Below are 18,220 nucleotides of genomic sequence, written 5' to 3'. Positions count from 1 at the left end.
AGTGACGCTCGCCGCGGCTAGCGCAGCACGTCGAACCGCCACTCCGCGCGCACCACGTTCTCGCCCTCGCCCACCAGCACCGCGCGCTCCTCCTCGAGCCCGAACTCGGGGAAGTACGGCGCGCGCTCGATGCGCCATGCGAGCGCTTCGGGCAATGCGATGCGCAGCGCGCCACCGCGGCGCAGCGTGATCGTCGCGGCGCGGCCCGCCAGCGCAGGCTCGAGGCCGGGCGCGAGCGGGAGGAACGCGCGCGCGTGCGGCGCTGGCGCGTCGAAGTGGTCGGCGATCGCGAGCGCGCCAGCTTCGAGCGTGAAGCGGCGGCGGTGCAGCACCTCGGGCGTGGCCCAGCCCGCGCACACCGCCTCGACGAAACGAGCGGGCTCCGCGCGCACCAGCGCGACGTCGGGACGGCCGCCGATGCGGTGCGCGGCCCAGCACTCGGCCTGCTCGCGCCCGTCGATCTGCACCACGGCGTGCGAGCGCGTCGCGCGCGAGGCGTCGCGCTTCGCGCCGGGCGCGTACTCGGAGACGCCGCTGTCCGTAACGACTCGCTCGCCGCCCACGCTCAGCTCGAACGAGAGCGCGTCGCAGTGCGCGTGCCCCGGCTGGTGCTCGGGCCACGGGCGCGACGCGGTGACGATGCAGCACAGCGCCGCGTCCTCGAGCCGCGCGATGCCGGCGTCGCGCAGCACGCCGGGCTCCTTCGGCGCGATCGGCGCGATGCCGAGCGCGGCGGCGTACTCCGCGAGCCGCGCGGGCACGTGAGCGATGCCGAACGCGGAGTCGCCGAAGAGCGCGATCTCGCCGTCGGGGTGCGTCACGACGGCGAGCGCCCCGAGCATGCGCGCTGCGGTCTTGCGCAGCTCCGACGCCAGCTCGCGCGGGAGGCGCCCTGGCGCGCTCGCGTCCACATTCACGAGATCGAGCGCGTTCTCCAGTAACAACCCGTGGTACATCGGGCTGCGCTCGTAGTGGAGGCCGCTCTCGAGGAGCTGCTCGCGCAGCTCCGCGGCGAGGCGCGGCGCGAACGCGAGCCAGCGATCCGCCGCGGCGCCGGCGTGCGCGGCGCCGGCGAACACGAGCGCGAGCAGGTTCCAGAGCAGGTGGTTCCCTGATAAGTGCGTCTCGAGATTCGCCGCGAGCGTCTCGAGCTGTGCGGCGAGCGAGGCGCGAATGCGCGCCGTGTCCGCCGCTTCGGGCAGCGCAGCCCGCGTCGTCAGCAGCTTCGTCCACGCGAACGCGCGCAGGCTGATCGGGCCGCTGTCCCAGCCGACGCCGCGCGGATGGCGCGCGATCCAGCTCTCGATCGCGGCGAGGCGCTCGGCCGGCGCGAGCTGCGCGTCGCGCGCCCAGTCGAACTGGTGCAGGTGGTACGCGAAGAGGGGACCGTGCGCGTTCGAAGCCCAGTCGATCTCGGCGGCGCTCGCGCTGCCTTGCGCGCGGTGGATGAGCTCGATGCGCGCCGCACTCGCCGCGCGCGCGTGCGGCGGCGCGGGGAGCCAAGCCGCGCGCGGCGCCTCGAACGCGGCACGCGGCGCTTCGCCGCTGAAGGCACGCGGCTTCACCTCGCGCCCTGACAGCGCGCGCTTCAGTTGCCCCGCGATCTGCTCGGGGCGCAGGTACCAGAGCGTGCGCAGCAGCGTCGGGATGCGCACGCCCTCGGAAGCTCCGCCCCTGGTCGCCTCGCCTGCCACGGTCACTCCGCCTCGCTCTCAGCTGCGCGCTCTGCCCTCAGCGTGAGCGCGAGCGCGTACAGCTCGCGGCGCGGGAGCCGCGTTTCGCCGCGCAGCGCGTCGGCAACGTCGCGCGGCGAGAGCCCGCTCGCGAGCAGCTCCGCGACGCGCCGGCGCAGCGCCTCCGCGCTCGGCGCCGGCGCATCCTCCGCGCGCGCGCCCTCGACCACGAGCGTGATCTCACCGCGCGCGCCCTCGGCGAATCGCGCCGCGAGCTCGCGCAGCGTGCCGCGCGCGGCCTCCTCGTGGAGCTTCGTGAGCTCGCGCGCGACGCAGCCGCGCCGATCGCCGAGCGCGTCGGCGAGCTCGCCGAGCGTATCCGCGATGCGCTGCGGCGACTCGAAGAAGACGAGCGTCTCCGGACGCGAGCGGAGCGAATCGATCAGCTCCGAACGCTCACGCCCACGGCGCGGCAGAAAGCCGACGAACGTGAACGGTGTCGCGGGCAAGCCGGACACGACGAGGGCAGTGAGCACCGCCGAAGCACCGGGCAGCGCCACGACCGTGTGCCCCGCCGCGATCGCCTCCGCCGCGAGCCGCGCGCCCGGATCCGAGACCGTCGGCGTGCCGGCATCCGACACGAGCGCGACGCGCCGCCCCTCCGCGAGCGCTGCGAGCGCCTCCGCGCAGCGCTCGGCCTCGTTGTGGGCGTGCAGCGAGCGCGCGCGCACGGGAATGCCGTGGCGATCGAGCAAGATGCGCGTGCGGCGCGTGTCCTCGGCGTAGAGCACCTCAGTCGCACGAAGCTCCGCGAGCGCGCGCAGCGTGATGTCGTCGAGGTTGCCGATCGGCGTCGCGATCACGTGCAGCGTTCCCATCTCTTCCGAACTCCGCTCGCCTGCGGCTCACTGCGCGCCTGCTGCGCCGCCGACTTCGGCGGCGCGTGCAGGCTTGCCGATCGCCCACTGTCATTCCTTTGCTCCGCTCGCTCGCTAGCGTCGGCTGGTCGCCCCGCTGGTCCCGGGAGACGGAACGTGGCCGTAACAACTCGGGATCCCGAGCGGCTCGCGCTCGGCGCCGCGGGCGAACGCTGCGCGGCGCAGTATCTAGCGCGACGCGGCTATCGCGTCGTGGCGCGCAACGCGCGCGCGGAGGGCGTCGAGCTCGATCTCGTCGCGCTGCGCGGCGGCGTGTGCGTGTTCGTGGAGGTGAAGACGCGGCGCGGCGCGCTCGCGGGTGCGGCGGAGGAAGCCGTGGATGCGCGCAAGCGTGCGCGGCTCGTGCGCGGGGCGTACGCGTGGCTCCATGCGCGGCGCGCGGCGCACCTGCGCGCGCGCTTCGACGTGATCGCAGTGGCGGCGCTCCCGGGCGGCGGATACGAGTTGCGCCACTGGCAGGCGGCCTTCGACGCGAGCGAGGAGCGGTGAAGCCTCGCGGCGGGCGCGCCGATACTCGCCAGACCGAGGTGTGTGGTGGCAGGCGACGGCGCGCGGCGGGTGGAGAAGCCCTGGGGTCACGAGCTGATCTGGGCGCACACGGATCGCTACGTGGGCAAGCTGCTCGTGATCGAAGCAGGCAAGCGGCTCTCGCTGCAGAAGCACCTGAAGAAGGACGAGACGATCTACGTCGTGCGCGGCCAGCTGCGCCTCGTGCTCGAGGACGATGCGGGCAAGCTGCAGGAGATCGACCTCGGGCCCGGTGAGCACCGGCGCGTGCCGGTGGGCCGCATCCACCGCTTCATCGCGCTCGAGCGCGTCGAGGTGATGGAGGTGTCGACGCCCGAGCTCGACGACGTGGTGCGCATCGAGGACGACTTCGGGCGCGAGGGCACGAGCAAGGCCTGACGAGTGGCCATCGGTGCCTGGCACCGATGGCCGCGTGCCTACTTCGCTTCGGGTGCGCCTGCGGCAGCCGCGGCGAGCACCGCTTCGCGCTCGTCGGCGCCTTCCTCGGGCACGAGGCCCGAGAGGTCGCGCAGCTTCGAGCGCAGGCGCGCCTTCTTGCCGCGCAGGTCGCGCAGGAAGTAGAGGCGCGAGCGGCGCACGTGGCCGCGGCTCTTGATCTCGAGCTTCTCCACGCTCGGCGAATCGGTGGGGAAGATGCGCTCGACGCCGACGCCGTAGGAGACTTTGCGCACGGTGAAGCTGCCGCTCGAGCCTCCGCGGCGGCGGCGGATCACGACGCCCTCGAACACCTGCGTCCGCTCCTTGTCGCCTTCGCGGATCTTCACGTGCACGCGCACCGTGTCGCCCGACCGGAACGGGGGCAGGTCCTTGCGGTGCGACTCGCGCTCGATCACGTCTACTGCATTCATCACTCGTCTCCTTCGCCGCGCGCCAAGAGGTCCGGCCGCCGCTGCTTTGTGCGCGCGAGCGCCGCTTCCGCCCGCCAGCGCGCGATCTTTGCATGATCCCCGGAGCGCAGCACCTCGGGCACTGCGAGCCCCCGGAACTCGGCGGGCCGCGTGTACTGCGGCCCTTCGAGCAAACTCTGTTGGAACGACTCCGTCTCCGCTGAAGCCGGGTTCCCGAGCACCCCCGGCACGAATCTCGAAACTGCCTCGATCACCACCATCGCCGCGGCCTCGCCGCCCGACAGCACGTAGTCCCCTATCGAGATCTCCTCGTCGATCGCCAGCTCGATGGCGCGCTGGTCCACGCCCTCATACCGGCCGCACACGATCGCGAGATGGCTCTCCCGGGCCCACTCCTTCGCCTTTTCTTGCGTGAACCTCTCGCCCTGCGGGCTCATCAGCAGCACGCGCGCCCCGCGCGCGCCCTTCGCTCCCACCACCGCCTCGACCGCCTCCACGATCGGCTCCGGCTTCATCACCATGCCGGGACCCCCGCCGTAGGGGATGTCGTCGACGCTGCGGTGTTTGTCCTTCGTCCAGCTCCGGAGGTCGTGCGCTTCGAGAATCAGCTCGCCTCGCGCAATCGCCTGCCCGAGCACGCCCGCCTCGCGAAACGGCGCGAACAGCTCGGGGAAGATCGTGATGACGTCCACTCGTTTCATGCGGCGCTCCGCGCTGAACTTCGCTCGCCTTCGGCTTGCTGCGCGCTTCGCTTGCTACGCCGGATCCGCGAGGCCCGCGACGTCCTCGAGCACGATGCGCTTCGCCGCGACGTCCACCGTGCGCAGGAGCGCGCTCACCATCGGGATCAGTCGCCGCTTGCCGTCGTCGCCCGCGACCACGAGCACGTCGTGCGCGGCGCCGGTGTCCCAGAGCTCGCTCACCTCACCGACGCGCTCGCCGCTCGCCCTCTCGACCGCGCAGCCCACCAGCTCGAACCAGTAGTGGCTGCCCGCGGGAAGCGGCGGCAGGTCTTGCGTGCTCGCGAGCACGAGCGTTCCGCGCAGCGCCTCAGCCGCATCGCGATCCGCAATGCCGTTGAGCCTGAGCCTCGCCTCGCCCGGCCTTGCTGTCGTTCCTCCCTCGATCTCGGTTTCAGTTGCCTGCGGGTCGTCGATGCCAACTCGGGAGAGCGCGACGCGCTGCAATCCCAGGAGCAACTCGGCGCTCGACTGAAGCTCGACGCGAACTTCCCCGCGAATCCCGTGCGCGCCCGCGATGCGCCCGACGATCACTCGGCGCGAGGGCGCGCGAAAACTCAATCGACGATGTCGAGCCGCACGTCGCGCCCGCTGCGCGAGGCGGCGAGCACCGAGCGGATCGCCTTCGCGACGCGGCCTTGGCGCCCGATCACGCGCCCGCGGTCCTCGTCCGCGGTGACGAGCTCGAGCAGCCGCCCGCCGTCCTGCGCATTCACGCGCACCGCGTCCGGCGAGTCCACGATGCCCTTCGCGATGAACTCCACGAGCTCCGCTGCGCTGGCCACGACTACGCCGAGGCCTCGCTCGCGGCGGCGGCTGCGAGCAGCGTCGCTTCGAGCTTCCTGCCGCGCTTCACCAGCGCCTTGGCGGCGGGAGTCATCTGCGCGCCCTTGCCCACCCACTTCGCGATGCGCTCGCCGTACAGCTTGATCTGCGCGCCCTTCGCGATGGGGTCGTACGTGCCGAGCTCTTCGAGCTTGCGGCCGTTGCGGGGCGCGCGCTCGTCGATCGCGATCAGGCGGTAGTACGGGCGGCTCTTCGCACCCGCACGCATGAGACGAATCTTGACCATGAGGACTCCGGGGAACCGCGCGCCGCAGGGAGCAATTTCGTCGCGAAATCGCCGAATTGGGCCCGCGAAAGGCCGCGCAAGCTAGGCGAGGCGCCGGGAGGGGTCAACGCGGAATTTGCGGAGTCACGCCCGGGGTCTGACCCCAAGCGTGCCACCGCGTGACCCGCTCACGGCGCGAGGATCACCTTCCCCCAGCTCTGCCTCGAGCCGAGCGCCGCCAGCGCAGCGGCCACCTCGGCCAGGGGGTACTCGCGGTAGATCAGCGGGCGGATCTCGCCCTTCTCGGCCATGTCGAAGAGCGCCCGGTACGTCTCGGGGATGCGCTCCGGCTCGAACTTCGCGTAGGCGCCCCAGTGCAGGCCCACCACGGCGATGTTCTTCAGCAGGATGCGGTTCGCCTTCACGCTCGGGATCTCGCCCCCGGCAAAGCCGATCACGAGCAGGCGCCCGTTCCAGGCGATGCACTTGAGGGACTTGTCGAAGACGTCGCCGCCCACCGAGTCGTAGATCACGTCGGCGCCGCGCCCCCAGGTCTCCGCCAGCACGCGCGCGACCCAGTCTTCGCGCGTGTAGTCGATCGCCACGTCGGCCCCCGCCTCGCGCGCGATCTTCAGCTTCTCCTCGCCCGAGGCCGTGGCGATCACCCGCGCCCCGAGCGCCCGGCCGATCTGCACCGCCGCGCTGCCGACGCCGCCCGCTGCGGCGTGCACCAGCAGGGTCTCGCCCTGCGCGAGGCGCGCGCGGAAGACGAGGCCCGCGTACGAGGTGGGGTAGATCGTGGGAAGCGCCGCGCCCTCCGCGAAGCTCATCGCGCTCGGCAGCTCGTGCGCATCGCGGGCGGCCACCAGCGCGCGCTCTGCGAACGCGCCGAGGCCCGGGCCCGCGAGCACGCGGTCGCCGGGCGCGAAGCCGCGCACGCCGTCGCCCACTGCGCGCACCACGCCCGCGATCTCGGCGCCGGGGATGAACGGGAACGGCGGCTTCTGCTGATAGCGGCCCTGCACCATCAGGATGTCGAAGAAGTTGCAGCCCGCGGCCTTCACGTCGACGAGCAGCGCGCCGGGCCGCAGCTCCGGCTCCGGCGCTTCCGACACCCGCAGCTCCGAGGGGTCCATCCAGCGATCCACGACGACTGCACGCACGCGAGTTCCTCCGCGAGAAGCACCTACGATAAGCGCTCCCGCGCGCAGCGCCGCGCGCGAGTGATTAGGGAGCGAGCCGCGACGTGACCGGGACGCGCACGCTGCTCGCTCTCGCCCTCGCGCTGTCGGCGTGCGCGACGACACCGCGCCCGCGCGAGACGGGCGAGCTGGTGTTCTGGCGCATCGCGCGCGCCGACGGCGCGGGCGGCAGCGCGCACCTGCTCGGCACGCTGCACGTCGGGAAGCAGGAGCTCGCGCTCGATCCCGCAATCGCGAGCGCGCTCGCAGCCGCGGACGAGCTCGTGCTCGAAGTGGCGCCCGAGGAACTCGGCTCGCCGCTCGTCACGAACCTGATCATCGACCTCGGTCAGCTCCCCGAGGGCAAGACGTTCCGTGAGCTGATCTCGCCGGAAGTCTTCAGCGCCGTCGAGAAGCGTTTTCGCGAGCGAAAGATCCCGCTCGATCGTTGGCTCGGCTGGGAGCCGTGGGTCGTGACGCTCGCGCTCGCGAGCGATCAGCTCGAAGCCGAGGGCTTCTCGCGCGAAGTCGGCGTCGAGCGCAGCCTCGCGGCGGACGCGATCGCCGCGCAGAAGCCGGCGCGCGGCCTCGAGACCACCGCAGAGCAGATCGCGCGCTTCGACGCGATGCCGCTCGCCACGCAGGAGTTGTTGCTGCGCGACGCCGTGTTCCCGGCGCCGGGATCGCCCGTCGACACGCTCGCGCTCGCCTGGCAGCGCGGCGACCTCGCTTCGCTCGCGCGCGCGGTCTTCGCCTCGCCCACCGGGCCGGACGCGGCCCCGTACTTCGAGTCGATCTACCACGCGCGCAATCGCGACTTCGCCGCCGACATCGCGAAGCTCGTCGACGCGGGCGGGCGCTGGTTCGTCGCGCTCGGCGCGGGCCACATGGTGGGCGAGACCGCGATCCCGCAGCTTCTCGCCGCGCTCGGTTATCGAGTCGAGCGCATCCCGAAGACGCCGCGCGCGCGGCGAAGCGCGAAGGAGTGAGCGTGCAAGAGATCCATCCGAGCGTGTTCATCGCGCCCGGCGTGCAGCTCTACGGGCGCATCTCAGTGGGCGAAGGCTCCTCGCTGTGGCCGAACGTCGTGATTCGCAGCGAGTGCCAGCGCGTGCAGATCGGGCGCAACACGAACATCCAAGACTTCACGATGATCCACGTCGGCTACGACGACCCCACCGTGATCGGCGACCTGTGCTCGATCACCCACCGCGCCGTGGTCCACGGCTGCACGATCGAGGACGACTGCCTGATCGGCATCGGCGCGATCGTGATGGACGGCGCCGTGATCGGCCGCGGCTCGATCGTCGCGCCGGGCGCCGTGGTGCGCGAGAAGATGATCGTGCCGCCGCACTCGCTCGTGGCGGGCGTGCCCGGCAAGGTGATCAAGCAGCGCGACTTCACGCGCGAGAACCGCGAGAACGCCTGGAACTACGCGCGCAACGCGCAGGCCTACGCGAAGGGCGAGCATCGCGCGTGGGAGGGCGAGGCGTTCGCAAAGTTTCGCCAGGAGCTGAAGGCGCGGGGGTGAGCGCGCTCAGCCCGCGATCTCGCGCTCGCGCTCACGCCCGATCAGCACCGGCGCCGCGAGTGTCGGCGGCGACGGCGCGCGCGCCTCTCGCGGGAACACGCTGAACTGCATGAGCCGCAGCCTCAGCGCTGCGCCCGCGACGAAGTGCGGCACGTCGTGATGCAGGTGCGGCAGCTCGATCGCGACGGGCAGCCGCCCCCCGCGCAGCTGCGCGGCCACGCGCACGATCGGCCCCGTGCGCTGCACGCTCTCGATCACGACCTCGACGCCCGCCGCGCCCGCGTCGGCGAGGCGCAGGTCGCCAGGCCGTACGTAGACATCCGCGGCGCCGCTCGGATGAATCGCGTCGCTGGCGATCGGCTGCTCGGCGCCTTGCAGGAACACGCTGCGTCCGCGCACTTCCGCGGGAAGCACGTTCGCGTCGCCGAGGAAGTCGAAGATGAAAGGCGACGCCGGGCGCTCGTAGAGCTCGTCCGTGGATCCGACCTGCTCGATGCGGCCCTGGTTCATCACCACGACGCGGTCGGCGAGCTCGAGCGCTTCCTCCTGATCGTGCGTCACGAACACGCTCGTGATGTGCAGCTCGTCGTGGAGCTTTCGCAGCCAGCGGCGCAGGTCCTTGCGCACGCGCGCGTCGAGCGCGCCGAACGGCTCGTCGAGCAGCAGCACGCGCGGCCGCACCGCGAGAGCGCGCGCGAGCGCGACGCGCTGGCGCTGTCCGCCTGATAGCTGCGCCGGCATGCGCTCCGAGAGGCCGGCGAGCTGCACGAAGTCCAGCAGCTCGAGCGCGCGCTTGCGAATCTCCGCGTCCGCGAGGCGCTGGCGGCGCGGCTTCACGCGCAGGCCGAACGCGACGTTCTCGAGCACGCTCATGTGCTTGAACAGCGCGTAGTGCTGGAACACAAAGCCGATGCCGCGGTCGCCGACCGCGTGATCCGTCGCATCCACGTCGTCGATGAAGACGCGGCCCGCGTCGGGCGTCTCGAGGCCCGCGAGGATGCGCAGCAGCGTCGTCTTGCCCGAGCCCGAAGGCCCGAGCAGCGCGAGCAGGTCGCCCTCCTTCACGTGCAGGTCGACGCCGCCCAACGCGGTGAACGCGCCGAACTGCTTGGTGATCGACTTGGCTTCGATGCTCATGAGTTCTCCGGAGCGTTGCGGCTCGCGCGCGCGAGCCGGTTTTCGAGCAGGCGCTTCGCGACGAGCGTGACCACGGCGAGCGCCGCGAGCAGCGACGCGACCGCGAACGCGGCCTGGCCCTGGTACTCGTTGTAAAGCACCTCGACGTGCAGCGGGATCGTGTTCGTCTCGCCGCGGATGTGGCCCGAGACGACGGACACCGCGCCGAACTCGCCCATCGCGCGCGCGTTCAGCAGCACGATCCCGTACAGCAGACCGAGGCTCATGTTCGGCAGCGTGATGCGGCGGAACATCTGCCAGCCGCTCGCGCCGAGCGAGATCGCCGCCTGCTCTTCCTCGTCGCCCTGCTCTTCGAGCAGCGGGATCAGCTCGCGCGCGACGTACGGAAACGTGACGAAGGTGGTGGCGAGCACGATGCCCGGCACCGCGAAGATGATGCGGATGCCGTGCTCCATCAGCCACGGCCCGAGCACGCCCTGCGCGCCGAAGCAGAGCACGTAGATGAGGCCGGACACGACCGGCGAGACGGCGAGCGGCAGATCGATCGCGGTCACGAGCAGCGCCTTGCCGCGGAACTCGAAGCGCGCGATCGCCCACGCGGCGGCGACGCCGAACACCGCGTTGAGGGGCACCGAGATCGCCGCGATCCAGAGCGTGAGCTTCACGGCGGCGAGGGCGTCGGGCTCGCTCAGCGCCTCGAAGAACGCGCCGATGCCGCTCGCGAAGGCGCTCACGAACACCGTCGCGAGGGGCAGCACCAATAACAACACGGCGAACGCGACCGCGAACGCGATCAGCGCGGCGCGCACGCCGCTCGGCTCGCTCGTGGCGAGCGAATGCGGCGAGCGCTTCGGACGCAGCACGCTCCAGTCGGCGGCGCTCACGCGTGCACCTCCTGCGCCTTGGCGGCGCCGAGCCGGCGCTGCAGCGCGTTCATCGCGAGCAGTAGCGTGAACGACGCGCTCAGCATCACGACCGCGATCGCGGTCGCGCCGACGTAGTCGTACTGCTCGAGCTGCGTGACGATCAGCAGCGGAGCGATCTCGGTCTCGTACGGCATGTTGCCCGAGATGAAGACGACCGAGCCGTACTCGCCGATGCCGCGCGCGAACGCCATCGCGAAGCCCGTCGCGATCGCGGGCCAGAGCGCGGGCAAGAGCACGCTGCGGAACGTGCGCCAGCGGCCGGCGCCGAGCGTGGCGGCGGCCTCCTCCCACTCCTTGTCGAGATCGGCGAGCACCGGCTGCACCGTGCGCACGACGAACGGGAGGCCGATGAACGCGAGCGCGACCGCGATGCCGAGCTTCGTGTACGCGACCTCGACGCCGAGCTTAGCGAGCTGCGCGCCTACGAGGCCGGTGGACGCGAGCAGCGCGGTGAGCGTGATGCCGGCGACCGCAGTCGGCAGCGCGAAGGGCAGATCGACGAGCGCATCGATCGCTTCGCGGCCGGGGAAGCGGTAACGGGCGAGCACCCAGGCGAGCAGCGGCCCGAAGAGCGCGTTGAAGGCGGCCGCCGCGAGCGAAGCGCCGAACGACACGCGGTACGAAGCGAGCGCGCGTTCTGAGAACGCGGCCGCGAAGAACTCGCTCGGCGTCGCCTCGGCCGCCTTCACGATCAGCGCCACGAGCGGCAGCAGCACGACGAGGCCGAGATAAGTCGCGGCGAAGCCGAGCGAGAGGCCGAAGCCGGGCAGCACCCGGCGTTTGCGTTTCGCCGCCACGGCCGCGCTACCGCCGCGCCTGCGCCTGAATTTGATCGAACACGCCGCCTTCGTTGAAGAAGCGCGCCTGCGCCTTCGCCCAGCCGCCGAACTTGTCGCTGATCGTGAACAGCTTCAGCTTCGGGAACTTGGCGGCGTGCTTCGCGGCGACGCCCGCGTCCGACGGGCGGTAGTGATGCTTCGCGATCAGCTCCTGCGCCGCGGGCGAGTAGAGGTGCTTCAGGTACTCGCTCGCGACCGCGGTCGTCCCCTTGCGGCGCGCGACCACGTCCACGAGCGCGACGGGCGGCTCCGCGAGGATGCTGCCCGACGGCACGACCACTTCGAACTTGTCGGCGCCGAGCGACTCGCGCGCGAGCAGCGCCTCGTTCTCCCAAGCGATCATCACGTCGCCGAGTCGCCGCTCCGCGAAGGTGGTGAGCGAGCCGCGCGCGCCGGTGTCCATCACCGGCACGTTCTTGAAGATGCCGGCGAGCAGCTCGCGCGCCTTGGCCTCGTCGCCGCTCCACTTGTCGAGCGCCCAGCCCCAGGCCGCGAGGAAGTTCCAGCGCGCGCCGCCGGAGGTCTTCGGGTTCGGCGTGATCACGACCACGCCGGGCCGCGCGAGGTCGTCCCAGTCGTGAATCTTCTTCGGGTTGCCCTTGTGCACGAGCAGCACGATCGTGGACGTGTACGGGCACGAGTTGTTAGGGAGGCGCTTCTGCCACGCCTTCGGCAGCAGATTCCCGCGCGTCGCGAGCGCGTCGATGTCGCCCGAGAGCGCGAGCGTCACCACATCGGCCTCGAGCCCGTCGATCACGGCGCGGCCCTGCTTGCCGGAGCCGCCGTGGGATTGGCGCACGACGACGTCGCCACCGCTCTTCTGCTTCCAGTGCTTGGCGAACAGCGCGTTGTAGTCGTCGTAGAGCTCGCGCGTCGGGTCGTACGACACGTTGAGCAGCGAGGTCTGCGCCGCTGTGGCGAGCGGGAGCAGCGAGAGCGCGAGCGAGATCGTGAGCAGGCGAATCGAGCGCATGATTTGATCCTTCGTCGATGTCAGGCCGCGCGAGGGCCGGCGCTAGTAGTTGAGCTGGACGCGCGTCGCGAGGAGGTCCTCGCCCGGCCGATCGGTGCCGAGCACCGCGCCGCCGCCGTCGAACTCGGTGCGCTCGTAGTTGAGGACGAGCTTCACGAACGGGTTCAGCATCCAGTTGAGGCCGACGGTCCACGCGTCCGCCCGCTGCGCCGAGACCGTGCGCGAGGCGAAGCCCGCGGCGAACACGTCGTCGTCGACTTCGAGGCGGTGGTAACGCGCGGCGAGCTCGAGCGCGCCCCAGGTGCCGTCGCTCGGGCGGAACGGGTTGCGCGGCTTCACGCCGCGGAAGCTCGCCGACTCGCCGGTGAGCACCCAGCTCGCCGCCACCTGCCAGGCGCGCACGTCGGACTCGATGCTGCCGAGCGTCGCGCTCTGCAGATTCGTCTCGGACTTCGTCCACTCGAACAGCGAGCCGAACGGACCCCAGTACCAGTACGCCTGCGGCGCGAGCCGCAGCCGCTCACCGTCCTCGGTCACGCCGTTCACGGTGCGGAAGAACACGTCTTGGCCGTTTGTGCGGTAGGTGGTGGTCGCGCGCGACTGGTCGCCGTAGCTCGCGGCGAAGCCGACGCCGAGGCCCTGCAGCGGCGCCCAGCTCGTCTCGAGGAACGGCTGCGCGAACACGCGCGCGACGACATCCTTCGAGTCGTCGGAGTCGCCCGTCGCGCTCGCGCCGTCGGTCACGCCGTTCACGGCGGCGAGCTGGTACTGGAGGACGCCTTCGCGGAAGTCGCCCTGCAGCATCACGCCGAGGTCGCGGTTCGGCGCGAGCTGCGTGGGAAAGCCGCGCTCGACGAACGTGAGCGCCGTCGCCGACTGCAAGCGCTCGAGCCCGAACGGCGACTTGAACTGACCCGCCTGCAGCTGCGCGAGCGGCCAGTAGCGCAGGTTGACGTAGGCATCTTGAAGCGACGGACCGGAGCCGCCGAAGTCGGGCATCAGGCGGAAGTCGACGTGCTCGAACAGCGTGCCCTCGAGGTTCAGGCGCGCGCGGCGCAGCGTGAACGTCTCGCGCGCGGTGAGCGAGCGCGTCTCGAGGAAGGTGCGGCTGTCGGCGTGCGCGTAGCCGCGGATGCGCAAGCGGAAGCTCGTGCGATCCGGCGACGTGATCTGGAAGCCGCTCTTGTCGGCCGTCACGAGCGCAGCGGTCGACGCCTTGTTCTCGTCCTCCTCCTGTTTCACTTCGAGCTTGCGCTTCACCAGCGCGAGCTCCGCTTCGAGCGCGTTCAGCCGCTCGATCAGCTCGGCGTCCGTCTCCGCGACGATCGGCTGTGAAGCGCTGAGCACGAGCGCCGCCGACAGCGCAGCGAGCTTCTTCCGCAACTCCATGACGTGGCTCCTTCGAGTCCCGGAGCCGCAGAGCAACCCGCATGCCAGCCGCGCCGGCGCCTGAGAAGCGGCCTGGGCCATTTGCCGTCAAATAGGACGGGATTGATCCGTCACATTCGCTGGCTATCTATGACTAATTCTTGTCCGTCACATTTCCTGGGAGCACGCATGCAGCGCCATCACGCCTCTCTGCTCGCGATCTGGCGCGAGATCTCGGGCGCCTCGTCGCTCGCGCCCGCCGTCGAGGCGATCGCCCCGCTGGTTGCGCGCCAGCTGCCGATCGGCGCGCTCGCGGTGCGACGCATCGATCGGGCGCGCGCGTGCGTCGAGACGGTCGCGTCGGCCGCAGTGCCCCCGCACGCGCACGCGCACGCGCCGGGCGCGGAGCGCAGCGAGCTCGAGCCCGCGCAGCTCGAGGACCTCGTCGGCTGGGCGCTGACCGGACGTGTCCTGCACGGGCGCGCGCGCGCACTCGAACCACGCGCACCGGGCGCGATCCCGAGCGGCTTGAGCGGCGACGCGCTGCTCGCGCCGCTCGGGCATCGCGAGGCGCCGGCGGGCGCGCTGCTGCTCGTCGCGCGCCGCGGCGCCCACTTCGCGCCCGAGCACGTCGCGTTCGCGGAGGCGCTCGCGGAGCCGCTCAGTGCCGCGCTCGAGAACGAGGAGCGCGTGCGCGCGCTCGCCACGCAGCAAGCGGCGGCCGAGGCCGATCGCGTCGCGCTGCTCTCGCGCCTCGGCCGCAGCGAGAACCGCGAGACGATCGTGGGCGCCGAGGCCGGGCTCGCGAGCGTGATGGCGCGCGTCGATCGCGTCGCGAATTCGGACGTGCCGGTGCTCGTGCTCGGCGAGACCGGCTCGGGCAAAGAAGTCGTCGCGCGCGCGATTCACCAGCGCTCGCGGCGCGCCGGCGCGCCTTTTCATCGCGTGAACTGCGGCGCGATTCCGAGCGGGCTCGTCGACTCCGAGCTGTTCGGCCACGAGCGCGGCTCGTTCACGGGCGCGGGCGCGCTGCGCAAAGGCTGGTTCGAGCGCGCCGACGGCGGGACGCTGTTTCTCGACGAGATCGGCGAGCTGCCGCTCGCGGCGCAGGTGCGCTTGTTACGGATCCTTCAGGACGGCAGCTTCGAGCGCGTGGGCGGGCAGCGCGCGCTGCACGCCGACGTGCGCATCGTCGCCGCGACGCACCGCGATCTGCGCGCGATGGTCGCGGACGGCGCGTTCCGCGAGGACCTCTGGTACCGGCTCGCGGTGTTCCCGATCGAGCTGCCGCCGCTGCGCGAGCGGCCCGAGGACATTCCCGCGCTGGCGACCCACTTCGCGCTGCGCGCGGCGACGCGCTTCGGCAGCCCACCGCGCCTGCCCACGCGCGGCGATCTCGAGCTGCTGCTCGACTACTCCTGGCCGGGCAACGTGCGCGAGCTCGGCGCCGTGATGGAGCGCGCGGTGATCCTGGGCGATCAGGATCGCCTCGACGTCGCGACCGCGCTCGGCTCGCCCGCGCGCGCGGCGCGGCCTCAGCGGACCGAGCCTCCGCGAGCCGCCTCGGCATCACGCGACCGAAGCGCGCCTCCCGCCGAAGCTGCCATCGCGACCCTCGACGACGCGATGCGCGCTCACATCGAGCGCGCGCTCGCGCACACGCGCGGTCGCGTCGAAGGCCCGCGCGGCGCCGCGCAGCTGCTCGCGATCAACCCGCACACGCTGCGCGCGCGCATGCGAAAGCTGCGCATCGACGTGGCGAGCTTTCGCGGCTGAGCGCGCGCTAGCGCGCATTCTTCGCCGGCGCCGCAATCCCCGCGAACAACAACTCCACCGCCGCCGCGATCGCCTCGCGGCACTCCTCGGCATCGAGCTGGCCGTTCGCCCACGCGATGCGGGCGCCGTTCGTCACGTGCAGCACGGTGCGCGCGGCGGCGAGCACGTCGGCGTCCTTGCGCAGCTCGCCGCGCGAGCGCGCGCTTTGCAGGATCTCGGCGACGAGGCCGATCGTGCGGTCTTGCAGCGCGAGCACGCGCTTCGCGACGCGCGCTTCGGGGTGCGTCGTCGCACGCAGCATCACCACGGTGAAGTCGCGGTCCTGCGCGAGCAGCGCGTGCTCCGCGTCGAGGAAGCGGCGCAGCCGCTCGCGCGCGGGCAGGCGGCGCGGGCAGGCGGCGCGGAACTTCTTCCACGCCTCGTTCTGCAGCTCGGCGAGGTCCTCGACGAGCAGCTCCTCCTTGCTGCGGATGTGGCGGTAGATCGAGCTCGCGCCCATGCCCGCGCGCTCGCCGATCATGCGCAGCGTGGTCGCGTCGAAGCCGTGCTCGCGGAACAGCGTGCGGAACGCGGCGCGAATCTTCGCGCGGCTCTTGCGCCCGCGAACGAGCCGCCCGTCGTCGGGGCGCCGCGCGCGCCGCGACTTCTTGTCGACGGAGGCGGTCGTGGTAGGGGGCGTCGTCATGGCGCGCAGCAGCCTGACATACGCGCGCGCGCGGAGTCGAGTCGCGCCTGGCCATCGGTGCCTGGCACCGATGGCCACTCAGGCCCGAAACAGCCCCTCGCGCAGGTCCTTCGCCTCGTGCTCGGCGAGCGCGTCGACGTGGGCGAGCGCGTTCGCGTCGAGGCCGCGCGGCACTTTGATCTGCACCACGACGTAGAGGTCGCCGCGCGGGCCGCCGCCGGGATCGGGGACGCCCTTCGCGCGCAGGCGCAGCTTGCGCCCGCTGTCGGTGCCGGGCGGGATCGCGACGGTGGCGCGGCCCTCGAGCGTGGGCACCTCGATCTGCGCCCCGCGGATGGCTTCGGCGACGCTGATCGGCACGTCGAGCAGCACGTCGCGGCCTTCGCGGCGGAACACGGGGTGGGGGCGCACGCGGATCGTGCAGTAGAGGTCGCCGCGCGGGCCGCCGCCGGGCGAGGCGCCGCCCTTGCCGGCGAGGCGGATGCGTCCGCCGTCGGCGACGCCGGGCGGGATTCGCACGGTCACCGTCTCGCTCGTGCCGCCGCGCGCGGAGGAGAGCGAGAGCGTGAGCTTCTTCTCCCCGCCCTGCACCGCTTCGAGGAACTCGAGCTCGAGCTCGGCCTCGACGTCCGCCCCGCGCATCTGGCGGCCCGCGCCGCGACCGCGTGCGCCTCCGAACATGCGCCCGAGCAGGTCGTCCATGTCCGCGCCGCCGAAGTCGAAATCGCTGCCGTGGGTGCCGCGGAACGCTTGCCCGAAGTCGGCCTGCGCGCGGCGCGCGGCGTTCGGGTCGAAGCCGGCCTGCAGCGCGATGTCGCCGAACTCGTCGTAGGCGCGCCGCTTCTCCGCGTCCGAGAGCGTGTCGTAGGCGCGCGAGATCTGCTTGAAGCGCTCCTCGGCCTTCTTGTCGCCGGGGTTCGCGTCGGGGTGGAACTTCTTCGCGAGCCTCCGGTAGGCCTTCTTGATCGCGTCCGCGTCGGCCTCGCGCGCGACGCCGAGCGTGTCGTAGAGAGACTTCTCAGGCATCTCGCGGGCTTCGCTCCATGAGGTGCACGGTCACGCCGAGCACCTCGAGCTCCGCGCGGACCGCGAAGCCGAAGCGCTCGTACCACGTGACGTTCTTGCTCGAATCCGTTTCGAGATATGCACGCTGTTTCCCAGCGTCAACGCGCGCAAGCCAGTCCGCGAGCAGCGCGCGCCCGACGCCGGCGCGCTGCCGGTCGGGCGCGACGCCGAGGGTCGCGAGATAGGCGTGGGGCGCGGCGGGGCGATGGAGCTGAAGCGCCTCCGCGACGGCGGACCAGCGGCCTGCGACCCCCGGGCCTTGCACGAAGAAGAGGCGCAGCGCGTCGAGCACGGCCGGGCGGCCCACGCTGACGACGCCAGGCGGCAGCGCCACGAGCACGCCTGCGAGCTCGCGCCCTGCGCGCGCCGCGAGCACCTCGCCCCGCACGCGCGCGAGCGGCAGCACGGCGCGCATGCCGGCGGCGTTGCTGCGCTCGCGGCTGCGCGCCGAGCCCGGCGCGACGACGCGGTTCATCGCGTTCTCGCAGAACGCGCGCGCGAGCAGCCGCGCGGCCTCGCGCACTTCGTCCGCGCGCAGCGGCGAGAGCTCGGGCGCGCTCACCTCGTCAGGCGGCTGCGCGATGCAGGTCTGCGCGCAGGTAGCGGCCCGCCACGACGTAGCTGAGCGTGCCGGCGAGGCCAGCGACCGAGAGCACGAGCGCGAGCGAGTAGCGGACCGCGAAGTCGCCGTGGTGCGCGAACACGTGATCGTTCAGCAGCCCGATCGTCGGCGGGCCGAGCGCGTAGCCGATCATCGTGGTGATGAAGAGCATCAGGCCGCTCGCGACCGAGCGCATCTCGGGGCGCGCGAGGTTCTGCACGGTCGCGAAGCTTGGGCCCTGATAGAACGCCGCGATCGCCATGCCGGGCGTCGCGATCCACAGCGCGAACGTGGGATCGCCGTGCAGCATGAACGCGAGCGTGAACGGCAGCGGCCCGACGCCCGCGAGCGCCGGCACCC

Annotated in this window: 22 protein-coding genes; 5 read left to right on the top strand and 17 right to left on the bottom strand. The window is 72.0% G+C overall.

The window, feature by feature from the left end:
- Positions 1–17: 17 nt before the first annotated feature.
- Together FJ091_15885 and rsmI are read right to left on the bottom strand one after the other, a co-directional pair.
- Entirely contained in the window at positions 18–1,694 is a 1,677-nt protein-coding gene (locus FJ091_15885) for a heparinase II/III family protein (GenBank protein ID MBM4384833.1), read from the bottom strand.
- A 2-nt stretch (positions 1,695–1,696) separates the two neighbouring features.
- Positions 1,697–2,551 carry a 16S rRNA (cytidine(1402)-2'-O)-methyltransferase gene (rsmI, locus tag FJ091_15880; GenBank protein MBM4384832.1) on the bottom strand — a complete coding sequence of 285 codons (855 nt, stop codon included), beginning with the start codon at positions 2,549–2,551 and terminating at the stop codon, positions 1,697–1,699.
- 156 nt (positions 2,552–2,707) lie between these two features.
- On the opposite strand from rsmI, the gene FJ091_15875 reads away from it, so the two are divergent.
- Positions 2,708–3,100 (top strand): YraN family protein, encoded by a 393-nt coding sequence (locus FJ091_15875; protein MBM4384831.1) that lies wholly within the window; start codon positions 2,708–2,710, stop codon positions 3,098–3,100.
- Positions 3,101–3,145: 45 nt separating this feature from the next.
- A complete protein-coding gene (locus tag FJ091_15870) occupies positions 3,146–3,517 on the top strand; it encodes a cupin domain-containing protein (protein ID MBM4384830.1) in 372 nt (123 codons plus the stop codon).
- 38 nt (positions 3,518–3,555) lie between these two features.
- Here FJ091_15870 and rplS read toward each other — a convergent pair whose 3' ends face one another.
- From rplS to FJ091_15840, 6 genes are all read right to left on the bottom strand, one after another.
- Positions 3,556–3,987, bottom strand: a complete 432-nt coding sequence (rplS, locus tag FJ091_15865; protein MBM4384829.1) for a 50S ribosomal protein L19 — start codon at positions 3,985–3,987, stop codon at positions 3,556–3,558.
- Entirely contained in the window at positions 3,987–4,688 is a 702-nt protein-coding gene (gene trmD / locus FJ091_15860; GenBank protein MBM4384828.1) for a tRNA (guanosine(37)-N1)-methyltransferase TrmD, read from the bottom strand. The genes rplS and trmD overlap by 1 nt, the downstream gene beginning before the upstream one ends.
- A 54-nt stretch (positions 4,689–4,742) precedes the next feature.
- The gene (gene rimM / locus FJ091_15855; GenBank protein MBM4384827.1) at positions 4,743–5,288 is read right to left on the bottom strand and encodes a 16S rRNA processing protein RimM; all 546 of its coding nucleotides are present in this window, start codon (positions 5,286–5,288) and stop codon (positions 4,743–4,745) included.
- Positions 5,285–5,512 carry a KH domain-containing protein gene (locus FJ091_15850; GenBank protein ID MBM4384826.1) on the bottom strand — a complete coding sequence of 76 codons (228 nt, stop codon included), beginning with the start codon at positions 5,510–5,512 and terminating at the stop codon, positions 5,285–5,287. The genes rimM and FJ091_15850 overlap by 4 nt, the downstream gene beginning before the upstream one ends.
- A gap of 2 nt (positions 5,513–5,514) precedes the next feature.
- Positions 5,515–5,799, bottom strand: coding sequence for a 30S ribosomal protein S16 (gene rpsP, locus FJ091_15845; GenBank protein ID MBM4384825.1), 285 nt, complete (start codon positions 5,797–5,799; stop codon positions 5,515–5,517).
- A gap of 167 nt (positions 5,800–5,966) precedes the next feature.
- Positions 5,967–6,914, bottom strand: coding sequence for an NADPH:quinone oxidoreductase family protein (locus FJ091_15840; GenBank protein ID MBM4384824.1), 948 nt, complete (start codon positions 6,912–6,914; stop codon positions 5,967–5,969).
- 110 nt (positions 6,915–7,024) lie between these two features.
- On the opposite strand from FJ091_15840, the gene FJ091_15835 reads away from it, so the two are divergent.
- On the top strand, positions 7,025–7,948 hold the full coding sequence (locus FJ091_15835) for a TraB/GumN family protein (GenBank protein ID MBM4384823.1): 924 nt from the start codon (positions 7,025–7,027) through the stop codon (positions 7,946–7,948).
- A complete protein-coding gene (locus tag FJ091_15830; protein MBM4384822.1) occupies positions 7,945–8,490 on the top strand; it encodes a gamma carbonic anhydrase family protein in 546 nt (181 codons plus the stop codon). The genes FJ091_15835 and FJ091_15830 overlap by 4 nt, the downstream gene beginning before the upstream one ends.
- Before the next feature lie 6 nt (positions 8,491–8,496).
- Here the strand turns inward: FJ091_15830 and FJ091_15825 are convergent, their stop codons facing one another.
- Genes FJ091_15825 through FJ091_15805 form a run of 5 tightly spaced genes read right to left on the bottom strand, consistent with a single transcriptional unit; the run spans position 8,497 to position 13,754 of the window.
- Positions 8,497–9,627, bottom strand: coding sequence for a sulfate ABC transporter ATP-binding protein (locus tag FJ091_15825; GenBank protein ID MBM4384821.1), 1,131 nt, complete (start codon positions 9,625–9,627; stop codon positions 8,497–8,499).
- Complete coding sequence (gene cysW, locus FJ091_15820) at positions 9,624–10,490, bottom strand: sulfate ABC transporter permease subunit CysW (protein MBM4384820.1); 867 nt, start codon at positions 10,488–10,490, stop codon at positions 9,624–9,626. Before cysW ends, FJ091_15825 begins: the two co-directional genes overlap by 4 nt.
- A gap of 17 nt (positions 10,491–10,507) precedes the next feature.
- On the bottom strand, positions 10,508–11,350 hold the full coding sequence (gene cysT, locus FJ091_15815) for a sulfate ABC transporter permease subunit CysT (protein ID MBM4384819.1): 843 nt from the start codon (positions 11,348–11,350) through the stop codon (positions 10,508–10,510).
- A 7-nt stretch (positions 11,351–11,357) separates the two neighbouring features.
- Positions 11,358–12,365: a sulfate ABC transporter substrate-binding protein gene (locus FJ091_15810; protein MBM4384818.1), complete on the bottom strand. Its 1,008-nt coding sequence runs from the start codon at positions 12,363–12,365 to the stop codon at positions 11,358–11,360.
- A 42-nt stretch (positions 12,366–12,407) separates the two neighbouring features.
- On the bottom strand, positions 12,408–13,754 hold the full coding sequence (locus FJ091_15805; GenBank protein MBM4384817.1) for a porin: 1,347 nt from the start codon (positions 13,752–13,754) through the stop codon (positions 12,408–12,410).
- A 168-nt stretch (positions 13,755–13,922) separates the two neighbouring features.
- Between FJ091_15805 and FJ091_15800 the strand changes: the two genes are divergently transcribed.
- Complete coding sequence (locus FJ091_15800) at positions 13,923–15,509, top strand: sigma-54-dependent Fis family transcriptional regulator (GenBank protein ID MBM4384816.1); 1,587 nt, start codon at positions 13,923–13,925, stop codon at positions 15,507–15,509.
- 7 nt (positions 15,510–15,516) lie between these two features.
- On the opposite strand, the gene FJ091_15795 is transcribed toward FJ091_15800, so the two are convergent.
- The 4 genes from FJ091_15795 to FJ091_15780 form a co-directional block, all read right to left on the bottom strand.
- A complete protein-coding gene (locus tag FJ091_15795; GenBank protein ID MBM4384815.1) occupies positions 15,517–16,194 on the bottom strand; it encodes a TetR/AcrR family transcriptional regulator in 678 nt (225 codons plus the stop codon).
- A gap of 78 nt (positions 16,195–16,272) precedes the next feature.
- The gene (locus FJ091_15790; GenBank protein ID MBM4384814.1) at positions 16,273–17,220 is read right to left on the bottom strand and encodes a DnaJ domain-containing protein; all 948 of its coding nucleotides are present in this window, start codon (positions 17,218–17,220) and stop codon (positions 16,273–16,275) included.
- A complete protein-coding gene (locus FJ091_15785) occupies positions 17,213–17,821 on the bottom strand; it encodes a GNAT family N-acetyltransferase (GenBank protein MBM4384813.1) in 609 nt (202 codons plus the stop codon). The genes FJ091_15790 and FJ091_15785 overlap by 8 nt, the downstream gene beginning before the upstream one ends.
- Positions 17,822–17,825: 4 nt before the next feature.
- Positions 17,826–18,220 (bottom strand): hypothetical protein (locus FJ091_15780; GenBank protein ID MBM4384812.1); only part of this gene is annotated, 395 nt, incomplete at its 5' end.

It is taken from the genome of Deltaproteobacteria bacterium, assembly GCA_016875395.1.
GTDB lineage: Bacteria > Myxococcota_A > UBA9160 > UBA9160 > UBA6930 > VGRF01.
Note: the sequence above shows the minus strand (reverse complement) of the source record. Positions and strands in the feature narration are given on the sequence as shown.